The sequence below is a fragment of the Streptomyces sp. NPDC046931 genome (assembly GCF_040644655.1).
Classification (GTDB): Bacteria; Actinomycetota; Actinomycetes; order Streptomycetales; family Streptomycetaceae; genus Streptomyces.
In genome coordinates this window covers 51,526-64,737 of record NZ_JBEYWX010000027.1, presented here as the reverse complement: position 1 = coordinate 64,737, position 13,212 = coordinate 51,526, and the positions used below count along the sequence as shown (strand labels likewise).

The 13,212-nt window shown below is 71.8% G+C and carries 10 protein-coding genes and 2 CRISPR repeat arrays; of the genes, 1 reads left to right on the top strand and 9 read right to left on the bottom strand.

Translation table 11 applies throughout. From position 1 onward, the window contains the following. Positions 1-109: 109 nt before the first annotated feature. A CRISPR array of direct repeats spans positions 110-995; the repeat unit is 29 nt; unit sequence GGGACCATCCCCGCGGGCGCGGGGAGCAC. A 28-nt stretch (positions 996-1,023) separates the two neighbouring features. Beyond that, a CRISPR array of direct repeats spans positions 1,024-1,540; the repeat unit is 29 nt; unit sequence CTGCTCCCCGCACCCGCGGGGATGGTCCC. 41 nt (positions 1,541-1,581) lie between these two features. The 4 genes from ABZ876_RS32695 to ABZ876_RS32680 form a co-directional block, all read right to left on the bottom strand. Continuing rightward, a complete protein-coding gene (locus ABZ876_RS32695) occupies positions 1,582-1,836 on the bottom strand; it encodes a hypothetical protein (RefSeq protein WP_361788734.1) in 255 nt (84 codons plus the stop codon). A gap of 94 nt (positions 1,837-1,930) precedes the next feature. Beyond that, positions 1,931-3,112 carry an ISAs1 family transposase gene (locus ABZ876_RS32690; protein WP_361788733.1) on the bottom strand — a complete coding sequence of 394 codons (1,182 nt, stop codon included), beginning with the start codon at positions 3,110-3,112 and terminating at the stop codon, positions 1,931-1,933. An 830-nt stretch (positions 3,113-3,942) separates the two neighbouring features. After that, positions 3,943-5,592, bottom strand: coding sequence for an amidohydrolase (locus tag ABZ876_RS32685; protein WP_361788732.1), 1,650 nt, complete (start codon positions 5,590-5,592; stop codon positions 3,943-3,945). Between the two features lie 88 nt (positions 5,593-5,680). Continuing rightward, on the bottom strand, positions 5,681-7,180 hold the full coding sequence (locus ABZ876_RS32680; protein ID WP_361788731.1) for an APC family permease: 1,500 nt from the start codon (positions 7,178-7,180) through the stop codon (positions 5,681-5,683). 179 nt (positions 7,181-7,359) lie between these two features. Between ABZ876_RS32680 and ABZ876_RS32675 the strand changes: the two genes are divergently transcribed. Further along, positions 7,360-8,055: a TetR/AcrR family transcriptional regulator C-terminal domain-containing protein gene (locus ABZ876_RS32675; RefSeq protein ID WP_361788730.1), complete on the top strand. Its 696-nt coding sequence runs from the start codon at positions 7,360-7,362 to the stop codon at positions 8,053-8,055. Positions 8,056-8,133: 78 nt separating this feature from the next. On the opposite strand, the gene ABZ876_RS32670 is transcribed toward ABZ876_RS32675, so the two are convergent. Genes ABZ876_RS32670 through ABZ876_RS32650 form a run of 5 tightly spaced genes read right to left on the bottom strand, consistent with a single transcriptional unit; the run spans position 8,134 to position 13,085 of the window. Beyond that, positions 8,134-9,096: a Gfo/Idh/MocA family oxidoreductase gene (locus ABZ876_RS32670; protein ID WP_361788729.1), complete on the bottom strand. Its 963-nt coding sequence runs from the start codon at positions 9,094-9,096 to the stop codon at positions 8,134-8,136. A 1-nt stretch (position 9,097) separates the two neighbouring features. Further along, the gene (gene ligA / locus ABZ876_RS32665; RefSeq protein WP_361788727.1) at positions 9,098-10,405 is read right to left on the bottom strand and encodes a protocatechuate 4,5-dioxygenase subunit alpha; all 1,308 of its coding nucleotides are present in this window, start codon (positions 10,403-10,405) and stop codon (positions 9,098-9,100) included. A 26-nt stretch (positions 10,406-10,431) separates the two neighbouring features. Further along, complete coding sequence (locus ABZ876_RS32660; RefSeq protein WP_361788726.1) at positions 10,432-11,352, bottom strand: amidohydrolase family protein; 921 nt, start codon at positions 11,350-11,352, stop codon at positions 10,432-10,434. Beyond that, positions 11,349-12,044: a 4-carboxy-4-hydroxy-2-oxoadipate aldolase/oxaloacetate decarboxylase gene (ligK, locus tag ABZ876_RS32655; RefSeq protein ID WP_361788725.1), complete on the bottom strand. Its 696-nt coding sequence runs from the start codon at positions 12,042-12,044 to the stop codon at positions 11,349-11,351. The genes ABZ876_RS32660 and ligK overlap by 4 nt, the downstream gene beginning before the upstream one ends. A gap of 15 nt (positions 12,045-12,059) precedes the next feature. After that, complete coding sequence (locus ABZ876_RS32650; RefSeq protein ID WP_361788724.1) at positions 12,060-13,085, bottom strand: amidohydrolase family protein; 1,026 nt, start codon at positions 13,083-13,085, stop codon at positions 12,060-12,062. Positions 13,086-13,212 lie beyond the last annotated feature (127 nt).

The window sequence follows — 13,212 nt, the reverse complement described above, 5'->3', positions numbered from 1 at the left end:
GTCGCTTGATCCGGTCGGGCCCTCTGGGTCCACGCAGGTGCGAATTCTGCCCTCTCCGCCGTAACCCCTCCAACCCCTCCGGGGGTCCCTCCGGGGAAGCAACGAAAACGGGTCCATCCCCGCGGGCGCGGGGAGCACACCGACACCGAGTACGAGAAGATCGCCGCCCGGGGACCATCCCCGCGGGCGCGGGGAGCACCCGGGCTACCGTCGGCGGCGCGTGGTACGCGCAGGGACCATCCCGGCGGGCGCGGGGAGCACACCGGCCCCGACGACCCGAACTGGCGGTGGGAGGGACCATCCCCGCGGGCGCGGGGAGCACACGGAGACCGACGCGCCGTCCTCGGTCCACACGGGACCATCCCCGCGGGCGCGGGGAGCACTCCGACTGTTCCTCTTTCGCCGGTAAGGGGCTGGGACCATCCCCGCGGGCGCGGGGAGCACACCTCATCCGGGGTGAGGGTGACGGTGCCGTCGGGACCATCCCCGCGGGCGCGGGGAGCACGCAGCGTCGACAACGGCCCCGTCGCTGAGCGCGGGACCATCCCCGCGGGCGCGGGGAGCACAAATCGACACGGCCCCCGTGCCGCCCCGTGCCGGGACCATCCCCGCGGGCGCGGGGAGCACAATTCAGGTACGCAGGCGTGACGCAATGGGCAGGGACCATCCCCGCGGGCGCGGGGAGCACTTCACCGCCTTGAGGAAGGCGTCTTTCTCCGCGGGACCATCCCCGCGGGCGCGGGGAGCACTCAGCGGGATCGTCAAGGCCTCGGCACTGACCGGGACCATCCCCGCGGGCGCGGGGAGCACACCACGGTGATGACGGTCTCGTTGCTCATGTCGGGACCATCCCCGCGGGCGCGGGGAGCACACCAGTTGTCACCTTCGGTGGCTTACGCGGGAGGGACCATCCCCGCGGGCGCGGGGAGTGCACCAGTCGCCGGTGTGGAGCCAGGCTCGCAGGCAGGGACCATCCCCGCGGGCTGGTCCCTGCACGCCAGCCGGGCCGTGGACGGTCACACACTGCTCCCCGCACCCGCGGGGATGGTCCCGCCAGCCTCGACAAGGCCAAGACGAACCTCGACTGCTCCCCGCACCCGCGGGGATGGTCCCCGAGCACGCTGCGGCACGGGCTCCTTGCCGGGCTGCTCCCCGCACCCGCGGGGATGGTCCCGACGTCGAGGTGAGGTCCTGGCCGTCGGTGATCTGCTCCCCGCACCCGCGAGGATGGTCCCCACGAGGAACTGACGGTCTACTACGACACGATCTGCTCCCCGCACCCGCGGGGATGGTCCCGTCAGGTGACACACCCCCGGTCCTGACCCTGGCTGCTCCCCGCACCCGCGGGGATGGTCCCCGGTCCCGGCACGGCGGCCGACCGCCGAGAGGCTGCTCCCCGCACCCGCGGGGATGGTCCCCGGTCCCGGCACGGCGGCCGACCGCTGAGAGGCTGCTCCCCGCACCCGCGGGGATGGTCCCAAGTACGCGCTCCAGCTCCAGACATGGCTGGACTGCTCCCCGCACCCGCGGGGATGGTGATGCGGATGCCTGAAAATGGCTCTGTCCGCAGTTCCGTGAAGCTCAGTGGTTGGGAGCCATGAGGTCAGTCCGCTGCGCGTAGCTCTCCAAAGGCTCCGCTGATGCCCACCAAGACCTGTAGTAGTCCCTGAAGGCATTGACGGCTTCAGCCGTCTCCAGGCTGTGTCCGCTCATGAAAGATCCATCCGCGGTCAGGAGCAACAGGACCGCAGTGTCGTCAATGATCGCCATATTGACCGCATCGACACCGCTGTTGGTGGTCACCACTCGGGCGTGGTAGTTGGCAAGATCGTGCATCTCTTCGTAGTGCTCTCGCAGCCATAAGCGCATGTCGCTCTTGCCGGGCTCCTGGGCAGGGCTTCGGCGTAGTCGGCAGGCGTCCGTTTTGTGATCACGCGAGGCCGAGGAGTGCGAGAGGTCGGCGGATGTCGCGTGCGTTGTGGCGGAGGCCGGCGGCGATGTTCTTGACGCCGCTCAGCCGTAAGGCGCCGACGGCGAGGTTGCGCCAGGTCGCCATCGCACGGGGTGCGTTGCCGGTCCGCAGCTGGGAGGCGTCCTCGGCGAAGGTGGTGTCGCGGACGTGGTGCAGGGCCTCGATCTTCCAGTGGCCGCGGATCAATCTCGCGAGTTGGAGTGGGGTGGCCTGTTCGGCGGTCAGGCTGGTGACCGCGTAGACGGTCGTGATGGTGATCTTTCCGGTCTTGCCGTCGGTGCGGCGGCGCTTGATCTGGACGGCCTGGCGAGCGCCGGGGAAGAGCAAGTTGTTCACGGTGACGACTTTGGTCCGGCGGATCTCCGCGCGGCCATGGCCGGTGCCTCGGGTGCGGCCCTGCAACGGGATGTCATTCCAAGGAAGAGACTTCAGCTGCTTGCGCAGCTTCTTCTGGTTGCCCTTGACGATCGCGATGTAATGGGCCCCGCGGCCCAAAAGGTAGGTGGCGTGCTCGCGTTGCGTATGGAGCGCGTCGCTGGTGACCACGGTTGTGGCCAGGTCGGCGACGGTGTCGAGGAGCGGCTGGAAGCGGGTGACCTCACCGGTCTTCTCGCCAACGTCGAGCTGGGCCAGGACGAGCCCGGTGGTGTGCTCCACCGCGGCGAGCAAGTGGATCCTCCGTCCCCGGGCCTTCGCCGCGCCGCGCAGGGACTTGCCGTCCACAGACAGGCCGCACAGCCCGGTGCTCTCGGGCCGACGGTCGGCGAGCCATCCGCCCACCGCCCGGTCCAGGGCATCACCATCGATGCGGGCGAGCAGCCGGCGGACTGTCGCCTCCGAGGGCACCAGCCTCCGGGGCAGTACTGGAGCGGGGCGCACGCCGAGTCGCTCCAGCACGTGCGGCGGGGCGTCCGCGATCCACTCGCCGACCGCCAGCAGCGAGGTCGCGCCGGCCAGCACCGCGCACGCGGTCAGCGTGAGCACGACGGCCAGGGCATGGCGCACACCTCGCGGATCGCGCGGATCCGGCACCCGAGCCAGCCGCTCCAGCAGGCCGGGCACCTCCCCGGGCCCGACGTCGGACTGCTCGCGGAGCCGGTCAAGGGCAGGCGGAACCAGGGATGATACGTCGGCAGGCACGGTCTTCCAGGCAGGTCAAAGGACGCAGAGCACTCCATGATCACGGGAACCTTCCCTGCACCGTCCCCCGGTCACATCAACGCCGCAGCCTCGCCTGTCACCCAGGTCCGCCAGACATGACGGGTGTTAGGCAGGTCAGGGCGGTCAAGGAGCCAGAGCACATACCCGGCGTGGCACCGGGCCCACGAACGCTGCAAAGGCGGACATTCGCATTCTGCTGAATCCGGTTCGGTCCGCCTCGATCCGCAGCGACGAGGCGGTGGGGCGGTACGTACCGCCCCACCGTGAGGGGGCCTCTGTCCGAGTGATGAGAGGGGAGGCCCCACCGGACGCATTCACTGCTCGGCAGTCAGCCGCGGCCCAAGTGCAGCGCCAAACCCTAGATCCCCCTCCATCATTAGATCCCGGCGAATCAGTGACTCTCCGTGTCGACCAGACGGTTTCAAAATCTGAAAGAAAGCATGCCTTCTTCCCTCAGTTCCTATGCGATGAAGCGAGCCGCGAGCCGCTCCGCTCCTGACGCCCGTCAGGCGGGCATGGCGTCGTCGACGCCTCGGAACGGAGCATCCCCGCAGGCGCGAGAGCGACCAGGTTCTTCCGCTGCATCGCTGCGCGGATGGCGGAGCATCCTTGATTGATTGACAGACCAGGGCTCCCGCGGACGATCGCACATGAACGCATATGGGACGGCATCGCCCTCGAACTCGGCTGTCCCAAGAACACGCTCGCGCCGTAGGGCCGGACACCGGAGCAGCTGCCCCGTTCGCTGACGCATCGGTCCTCGAAGCACCCGCGGCCACCACCCGGTCCAGCCGCGGGTGCGGAGAGGATCAGGCGTTTGGAGCGTGATACACGCGGCGGCCCCCGACGAACGTCTGCTCCACGCGGGCGAGGGCGATCTCCTCCGGCGGACGGGCGAAGAGGTCGCGGTCGAGGACGGTGAGGTCGGCGAGCTTGCCCGGGGTGATGGTTCCGGTGCCGTCGAGGTGGTTCACGTACGCGCTGCCGGCCGTGTAGGCGGCGAGGGCCGCGGTGAGGCCGATGCGCTGTTCGGGCAGGAACACCGGCCGGTCGGAGCCGGGCTGGTGGCGGTTGACCGCGGTGTGCAGGGCGGCGATCGGGTCGGGACTGGAGACCGGCCAGTCACTGCCGGCCGCCAGGTGCGCGCCGCTGCGCAGCAGGTCCGCGAAGGGGTACTGGCGGGCGGAGCGCTCGTCGCCGAGGAACGGGATGGTGAGGTCGTCCATCTGCGGCTCGTGGGCGGCCCACAGCGCCTGGATGTTGGCGGAGGCGTCGAGCGCCCGGAACCGCGGGACGTCGGCGGAGTGCACCACCTGGAGGTGGGCCAGGTGGTGCCGGTTGTCCCGGCGGCCGTTGGCCCGGCGGGCGGCCTCGACGGCGTCGAGCGCCTCGCGGACGGCCCGGTCGCCCAGGGCGTGGAAGTGGACCTGGAAGTCCTCGGCGTCGAGCCGGGTGACGATGGCCGCGAGGTCCTCCGGGTCGATGAAGGAGATCCCCGAGTTGTCCGAGGCGCAGCCGCACGCGGTGAGGTAGGGGGCGAGCATCGCGGCGGTGTGGTTCTCCGCGATGCCGTCCTGCATGATCTTGACGGTGTGGCAGTTCAGGTTGCCCAGCGTGAACTTCTCCCGCCTGGCGACGAGTTCGGGCAGCTGCTCCGTCCCGCGGGCGCGGTCCCACCACAGGGCCCCGCGGACCCGTGCGGTCAGCAAGCCCTGCTCGACGGCCCGCCGGTAGGCGGGGGCGGGGTCGGCGGTCGAGGCGTGGTCCCCCAGCAGGGCGTCCTGCCAGGCGGTGACACCGAGGGAGTGCAGCACGGCCTGGGCGCGCAGGAGGCCGGCGAGCTGTTCGTCGGGGGTGGTGCCGGGGACGTGGTCGGCGACCAGGCGCATGGCGCCTTCCTGGAGCATCCCGGTGGGCTGCCCCGCGGCGTCCCGCTCGATCCGCCCGTCGGCGGGATCGGGGGTGTCGCGGGTGATCCCGGCGATGTCCAGGGCGCGGGTGTTGGCCCAGGCCCCGTGGTGGTCGCGGTTGACGAGGTAGGCGGGCCGGTCGGGGACGACGGAGTCCAGCAGCGCGCGGTCGGGTGTTCCGCCGGGGAACGCCTCCATGGACCAGCCGCCGCCGGTGATCCACGGGCGGTCGGGGTGGGCGTCGGCGTAGGCGCGGATCCGTTTCGCGTACGCGCCCGCGTCGGCGGACTCTGACAGGTCGCACTGCCCCATCTCCACCCCCGCGCCCACGGGGTGCGCGTGGGCGTCCTGGAAGCCGGGGACGAGCAGCCGCCCGTGCAGGTCCACGACCTCGGTCGAGGGTCCGATCAGGTCGCGGACCTCGTCGTGGCCGACGGCGACGACCCGCTCCCCGATGACGGCGACCGAGGTCGCGTAGGGCCGGAGGGGGTCCACGGTGTGGACGCGGCCGCCGGTGAGGACGAGGTCGGCGGTGGTGGGGGCGGGCATGACGGCTCCAGAGCGGTTCGGTGCGGAGGTGCTGGGGGGAGAAGGGCTGCCGGGGCGTCCCCTCGCACGGGGTACGCCCCGGCCCGGGTCAGGACGCGTCCATCGGCAGGGACAGGGCGTCGGCGTCGGTGCCCCGGCCGGTGGTGAAGTAGGGCGAGCGGCGGTACCACTTGGCGACGGCCGCGGCGGTCAGGCCGGTGAGGACGATGAGCGCCGGGATCAGCAGCATGAACCAGCCGTTGTCCGGGGTGGCCTCGAAGTGGTCGCTCATCGTGGCGTAGCGGTAGCCGAGGTAGAGGCCGAGGCCGAACAGGATGAGGGCGCTCGCGGCGGGGACGATCACGCTGCGCAGGGCCTCCACCGGGCCCTCGCGCAGCGCGCCGCGGAAGCGCACCGCGCAGGCCAGTGCCGTGAGGCCGTAGTACAGGGACACGATCAGCCCGATGGAGTTCACCGCGGTGAGGATCATGAGGTTGATCCTGGGGATGCCGACCGCCAGGACCGCGACGGCCGCCGCCGTGGCCATGATCAGGACGGTGCCGACGGCGGGCGAGCCGTAGCGGGGGTGGATCCTCGTCCACACCCGTCCCAGCGTCTGGTCGCGGCCCATCGCGAGGGCGCCGCGCGCGGTGGGGATGACCGAGGACTGGAGCGAGGCGAACGCGGAGCACATGAGGGCGGCGAGCGGCAGCGACGCCCACGGCTCGGGCGCGAGCATCAGGCCGAGGTGGGTCAGCGCCTGCGGTCCCTGGGCGATCAGTTCGTCGTTGTCCATCACCCGCTGGAAGGCGACGGCCGCAAACACCAGCAGGCCGACCATGGACAGCAGGGCGATGAACCCGCCGCGCGAGACGTCGGCGGGGTCTTTGGCCTCCTCGTTGACGCTGAACGCCGCGTCCCAGCCCCAGAAGACGAAGACGGCGAGCACCAGGCCCTGGGCGAGCGACTGCCCGGAGCCGATGGCGAGCGGGTTGAGCCAGTCCCAGGAGAAGGGCTGGTCGCCCGAGACCATCGCCCAGGTACAGAACACCAGGAGCACTGCGTACTCGAAGACGAGCAGGGCCCACTGGAGCCGGGTCGCGGACCGCACGCCCGTGACGGCGGTGACGGTGACCGCGACCAGGGCCAGCAGGCCGATCACCGTGCTGATCCCGGTGGAACCGGGGTCCAGCGCGATGCCCAGGAAGGAGTGGAGGCCGAGCTTGTTGGCGAACTGGAGGATCACCGAGCCGGTCACCGCGCCGGTGTACGCCATGAAGACGATGCTGGCGACCAGCACCACCCAGCCGGTGAGGAAGCCGGGCCAGGCCCCGATGGAGCGGCCGACCCAGGTGTAGCCGTTGCCGCAGTTCGGCTCGGTGCGGTTCAGCCGGGCGTAGGAGAGCGCGATGCCGAGGATCGGCAGGACCGCGACGAGCAGCAGGCCCGGCGTGTGCCGGCCCGCGTACATCGCGAGGGCGCCCATCCCGATCCCGATGCTGGTGGTCGCCGCCGTGCTGGACGCGGCGATCGCGATGCCGTCGCGCACGCCCAGGGTGCGGCGCATGACCGGGGCGGGGGGTTTCGTCTCGGGGGTGACAGCAGCCATGGAGCGTGCTCCTTCTCGTGGCGGAAACCTGGCCTCGCCATGCCACGGGGCGTCGAGGTCCCGGGCGGTGGTGAACGAGGGGTGTGCGCCGATGAAACAACCGCGCCATACTTCAGTCAATAAGTTGTCATAAGAGCGCGGCCGGAATGGGCGGGCCGTGCAGACCACGGGAGGCTCTCGTGCCGGAACCGCAGCGCATACCCGTCGCACGCAGGCGCCGCAGGCCCACCAGGGGCGGCACCGTGCTCAGCGAGGAGCTGATCGTCACGACCGCGCTGGAGCTGATCGAGGCGCCGGGCGGCAGCGCGCTGACCGTGCGCAGGCTCGGGGCGGCCCTGGGGTGCGACCCCTCGGCCGTCTACCGCTACTTCGCCGACACCGACGCCCTGCTGCTCGCGGTCGCCGACCGGTTGATCGGCGAGTCACTGGACGGGTTCGCCCCCGGCGAGGACTGGACCGAGGCGCTGCGGGAGTTCGCGCGGCGCGTCCACCGTTCGGTACTGCGCCACCCGCGGCTCGCGACGGTCCGCGCCTCCCGGTTCACCGCCGGGCCCGCCGAGTACCGGGCCGTGGACATCGGCATCGGGATCCTGCTGCGGGCCGGCTTCGCGCCCGCCGACGCCGTGCGGCACTACCACGTCTTCATCGACACCGTCCTCGCACACGCCGCCCTGGACGCGGAGGTGCGCAGCCTGGGCGACGCGCGGCGGGAGCCGGACGGGCCGACGTGGACCGACCCCGGCGGGGATCTGCCGGCGGACGCCCACCCGCACCTGCGGGCGGTGCGGGACCATCTGCCCGTGCTGGCCCGGTCCGCGTTCCCGGACGTCCTGGAGCTGCTGCTCGCGCAGTTCCGCGCACGGCTGCCGGAGTGACCCGCCGCCGGCGTACGGCGAACCCGCCCCCGTGGTGCGGGGGCGGGTTCGCCGGGTGCGCGGGCCTGCGCGCTCGGGTCAGCGGGCGAGTTGCTCCTCCAGCGCGGCCAGCGTCCGGTAGCAGGCCATCACCTGGGCGACGGAGGAGTTCGGCTCGCGCCCCTCGCGGATCGCGGCGACGAACTCCCGGTCCTGCAGTTCGATGCCGTCCGTCGTCACGTCGATGCCGCTCACGTCGATCGGCTCGTCCCGTCCGGTGAACAGGTCGTCGTAGCGGGCGACGTACGTGCCGGTGTCGCCGATGTAGCGGAAGAACGTGCCGAGCGGCCCGTCGTTGTTGAACGAGAGCGACAGGGTGCAGATGGCGCCGTCCGCCGCCTGCAACTGGATCGACATGTCCATCGCGATGCCGAGGTCGGGGTGGACGGGCCCCTGAACGGCGTTGGCCCGCACGGTTGGCGAACCGGTCTGGTATGCGAAGAGGTCGACGGTGTGCGCGGCGTGGTGCCACAGCAGGTGGTCGGTCCAGGAGCGCGGCTCCCCCAGCGCGTTGAGGTTCTTCCGGCGGAAGAAGTACGTCTGCACGTCCATCTGCTGGACCCCGAACTCGCCGGCCTCGATCCGCCGCCGCACCCACTGGTGGCTGGGGTTGAAGCGCCGGGTGTGGCCCACCATCGCGACGAGGCCGGTGCGTTCCTGGGCCGCCAGGCACGCCTCGGCATCGCCGAGTGAGTCGGCGAGCGGGATCTCGACCTGGACGTGCTTGCCAGCCTCCAGGCAGGCCAGGGTCTGCTCGGCGTGCAGCGGGGTGGGGGTGGCGAGGACGACGGCGTCGACGTCGTCCATCGCCAGGACCTCCTCCAGGGAGGCGACGGCGCGGCCCACCCCGTGTTCCGCGGCGAACTTCCTCGCGCGGTCGAAGCTGCCGCTGACCACGGCGGTCACCTCGACGCCGTCGATCCGCCTGAGCGCGGCCGCGTGCTTGGCGCCGAAGGCGCCGCCGCCGGCCAGGGCGATCCGCAGGGTCCGGTCGTCGGTCATGTCACTCCTTCTCTGCGGGCGCTTCGGCCCGGGGGCGGTTCTCCAGGATGAGGTGCCCGACGGCGGTGTTGGACGCGGGCACGTGGTAGAAGCGGTGCTTGACCTCGACCTCGCCGGTGCCGTCGACGTCGCCCAGCGCGCCGCGGGCGATCAGCCACATGACCAGCTCGATGCCCTCGGAGCCGGCCTCCTCGACGTATTCCAGGTGCGGCACCTCGGCCAGACCGGCCGGGTCCTCGACCAGCCGGTCCAGGAAGGCGTTGTCCCATTCCCGGTTGATCAGCCCGGCGCGCGGCCCCTGGAGCTGGTGGCTCATGCCCCCGGTACCCCACACCTGCACCTTCAGCGGCCGGTCGTACGACTCGATCGCCCGCCGCAGCGCCCGGCCGAGCGCGAAGCAGCGCGCTCCCGACGGGACGGGGTACTGCACCACGTTGACGTGGAGCGGGATCACCTTGCACGGCCACTGCGACACGTCGCCGAACATCAGCGACAGCGGGACGGTGAGTCCGTGGTCGACGGTCATGGCGTTGGCGAGGGTGAGGTCGAAGTCGCTCCTGATGAGCGAGTGCGCGATGTGCGCGGCCAGGTCCGGGTCGCCCTCGACGCCGGGAACGGGGCGGGGCCCGTACCCCTCGTCGGCGGTGGGGAAGACGGCGCCGGTGCCGAGGACGAAGGTGGGCACCAGGGACTGGTCGAAGGCGCTGGCGTGGTCGTTGTAGACCAGGAGGATCACGTCGGGAAGGTTCTCCCGCTGCCACTCCTTGGAGTACGTATACCCGTCGAAGACCGGCCGCCAGTACGGCTCCTCGGTCTTCCCGTGGTCCATCGCCGCGCCGATGGCGGGGACGTGCGAGGTGAAGACGGCGCCGGTGATCACGGCGTGCTCGGCCGGCGGAGCCGGATCGGCGTGCGCGGCCTCCAGGACGGCGTGGTCGATGCGGTTGCCGTCGACGGAGCGCCCGCCGCCGGCCATCATGGCGCGGTACTCCTCCTCGGTCATGCCGGTCATCGAGCCCGCCATCTGCTGGAACGACAGCCCAAGGGTCGCGCCCCACTTGGCGAGGAAGTAGATGTTGCCGCCCTCGCGCATCGCGACGTTGAGGTCGCGGTCGAGGAGTGCCTGCTTCTGCTCCTCCCGCAGCGGCCAGGAGTCGAGGTAGACGCGTTCGTCGGCGAGGTACAGGGCGCGGTTCTCCGCGGTCTGCAGCGACATGCAGAACTGGTTGAGGTGGTAACCCTTGGCGGACTGCTCGGCGTCGAAGACGGTCGTCCCCGGCACCAGCCGGTAGGTCTTGTCCACTGACATGGTGGTGGTCTCCGGTGGTCGGCGGGTCAGGGGGCGTCCGCCCAGTACAGGCGGGTCGGGTTGGCCACGAGGAGCTGGTGCCTCAGGTGGGCGGTCGGTGCGATGTGCGGGACGAAGTCGACCAGCAGGCCGTCGTCGGGCATGTGGCCGACGAGGTTGGGGTGCGGCCAGTCGGTGCCCCACAGCACCCGGTCGGGGAACTCCTCCACCACGCGCCGGGCGAAGGGGACGACGTCGCGGTAGGGCTCCCGCTCGCCGCCGAGGGCCGGCGGACCGCTGACCGACAGCCGCTCGGGGCAGGTCACCTTGCACCAGATGTCGGGGCGGGCCCGCAGCAGGTCCAGGAAGGACTCGAACTCCGGCCCGAAGGGATTCTGCGCGACGTCCGGCCGGCCCATGTGGTCGACGACCAGCGGCACCGGGACCGACAGCAGGAAGTCACGCAGTCCGGCCAGGTCGGCGGCCTCGAAGTAGACGACGACGTGCCATCCGTAGGGGGCGATCCTCTCGACGATCTTTCGCAGGTCGTCCCGCGGGGCGCCGTCGACCAGCCGCTTGACGAAGTTGAACCGGACTCCGCGGACCCCCGCCGCGTGCAGTTCGCGCACCTGGGCGTCGGTGACGTCAGGACGCAGCGTCGCCACGCCGCGGGCCGTCCCCCCGGAGGCGCGCAGGGCGTCGACCATGGCGGAGTTGTCGGCTCCGTGGCAGGTCGCCTGCACCACGACGCTGCGGGTGAGGCCGAGCCGGTCGCGGAGCGCGAACAGCTGGTCCTTGGACGCGTCGCACGGCGTGTACTTGCGCTCGGGGGCGTAGGGGAACACCTCCCCGGGCCCGAAGACGTGGCAGTGGGCGTCGACGGCCCCCTCGGGGAGCCGGAAGCGGGGCCGGCTCGGACGGGGGTGCCAGTCCAGCCACCCCGGGGTCTTTCCGGAGTGCGCCGTCATCGTCCCTCCTCGTACCGCAGGCCGAGCTCGGCCAGCGCGCCGCGCATGCCGTACAGATCGAGGCCGAGCGCCCCCGCGCGGAACCGCGCGCGCTTGCCCTCCTCGGACGCCTCGCGGGCGGCCGAGGCGGCGGCCACCTCCGCGGCCCGCTCGCGGGGCACCACGACGACGCCGTCGGCGTCGGCGACGACCACGTCACCGGGCCGCACGAGGGCGTTGCCGCAGACCACCGGCACGTTGACGGAGCCGAGGGTGGCCTTGACCGTGCCCTTCGCGTTGACGGCCCGCGAGAAGACGGGGAAGTCCATCTCCTCCAGGTCGGCGACGTCGCGGACGCCGCCGTCGATGACCAGGCCCCGGCAGCCGCGGGCCCGGAAGGAGGTGGCGAGCAGCTCGCCGAAGAAGCCGTCCTCGCTCTCCGTCGTACAGGCCGCGACGACGACGTCACCGTCGCGGATCTGCTCGGCGGCGACGTGCAGCATCCAGTTGTCGCCGGGCTGGAGCAGCACGGTGACCGCGGTGCCGCACATCCGGGCTCCGGCGTAGGCGGGGCGCAGGTAGGGGCGCATCAGCCCGGTCCGGCCCATCGCCTCGTGGATCGTCGCGACGCCGAACTCCGCGAGCGCGGCGACGTCATGCGGGTCGGCCCTCTCGATGCCGGTGCGGACGACTCCGATCTCGGTGTGTTCCATCGGTCCTTCTTCCGGTCAGCGGCCGGCCGCGGCGAGGCGGGCGGCGAGGCGGGGGTGGGCGCGCAGGGCGTTGCCGGAGTACACGGCGGCACGCTGCGCGTCGCTCAGGTGCTCGGTGGCGTCGACGTAGCGCCTGGTGTCGTCGTAGTGGTGGCCGGTACGCGGATCGACGGAGCGGACCGCGCCGATCATCTCGCTGGCGAACAGCAGGGAGCCGCTGGGCACCACCCGCGCGAGAAGGTCGATGCCCGGCTGGTGGTAGACGCAGGTGTCGAAGAAGACGTTGTCGAGCAGGGTCTCCGGGTCCGGTCGGCCCAGCGCCGCAGCCAGTCCCCGGAAGCGGCCCCAGTGGTAGGGCACCGCCCCGCCGCCGTGCGGGATCACGAGCCGCAGGGTCGGGAAGTCGGCGAACAGGTCGCCCTGGACCAGCTGCATGAACGCGGTGGTGTCGGCGTTCAGGTAGTGCGCCCCGGTGGTGTGGAACGCCGGGTTGCACGAGGTGCTGACGTGAATCATCGCCGGGACGTCGTACGCGGCCAGCGCCTCGTACAGCGGGTACCAGCTGCGGTCCGTCAGCGGCGGGGCCGTCCAGCGGCCGCCCGACGGATCGGGGTTGAGGTTGACCGCGACGGCGCCCAGCTCCTCGACCGCGCGCCGCAGTTCGGGCAGGCAGTTCGCGGGGTCGACGCCCGGCGACTGCGGCAGCATCGCGCCCATCGCGAAGCGGTCGGGGAAGAGCGTGGCGACGCGGTGGACGAGGTCGTTGCAGATCCGCGCCCAGGCCGCGGAGACGCCGAAATCGCCGATGTGGTGGGACATGAAGCTGGCCCGCGGGGAGAACACCGTCAGGTCGATGCCCCGCTCGTCCATCAGGCGCAGCTGGTTGTCCCCGACGGCCCGGCGCAGGTCGTCGTCGGTGACGACGAGGTCGTCGGGGTCGGGGGCGGCCTCCCGGGAACCGGCCGCCGCCACCTGGCGGTCCCGCCAGCGGGCCAGTTGGGGCGGCGCCGTGGTGAAGTGACCGTGGCAGTCGATGATCATGGGTGTGCTCCTGGATGGACGGGCCCGGCTGCGCCTCGGCGCGTCGCGGACGCCCTCCATGCCGGTCGCGTCACGCGACCGGTCGGCGGGTCCGCGGAACCCGGCCGAGGCGGCGGTGTTCCGGCCA

Excerpts from the sequence above, each read along its gene's own strand:
- ABZ876_RS32695 (WP_361788734.1), bottom strand. The coding sequence starts at position 1,836 with ATGCACGATCTTGCCAACTACCACGCCCGAGTGGTGACCACCAACAGC.
- ABZ876_RS32685 (WP_361788732.1), bottom strand. The coding sequence starts at position 5,592 with ATGCCCGCCCCCACCACCGCCGACCTCGTCCTCACCGGCGGCCGCGTC.
- ABZ876_RS32680 (WP_361788731.1), bottom strand. The coding sequence starts at position 7,180 with ATGGCTGCTGTCACCCCCGAGACGAAACCCCCCGCCCCGGTCATGCGC.
- ABZ876_RS32670 (WP_361788729.1), bottom strand. The coding sequence starts at position 9,096 with ATGACCGACGACCGGACCCTGCGGATCGCCCTGGCCGGCGGCGGCGCC.
- ligA (WP_361788727.1), bottom strand. The coding sequence starts at position 10,405 with ATGTCAGTGGACAAGACCTACCGGCTGGTGCCGGGGACGACCGTCTTC.
- ABZ876_RS32660 (WP_361788726.1), bottom strand. The coding sequence starts at position 11,352 with ATGACGGCGCACTCCGGAAAGACCCCGGGGTGGCTGGACTGGCACCCC.
- ligK (WP_361788725.1), bottom strand. The coding sequence starts at position 12,044 with ATGGAACACACCGAGATCGGAGTCGTCCGCACCGGCATCGAGAGGGCC.
- ABZ876_RS32650 (WP_361788724.1), bottom strand. The coding sequence starts at position 13,085 with ATGATCATCGACTGCCACGGTCACTTCACCACGGCGCCGCCCCAACTG.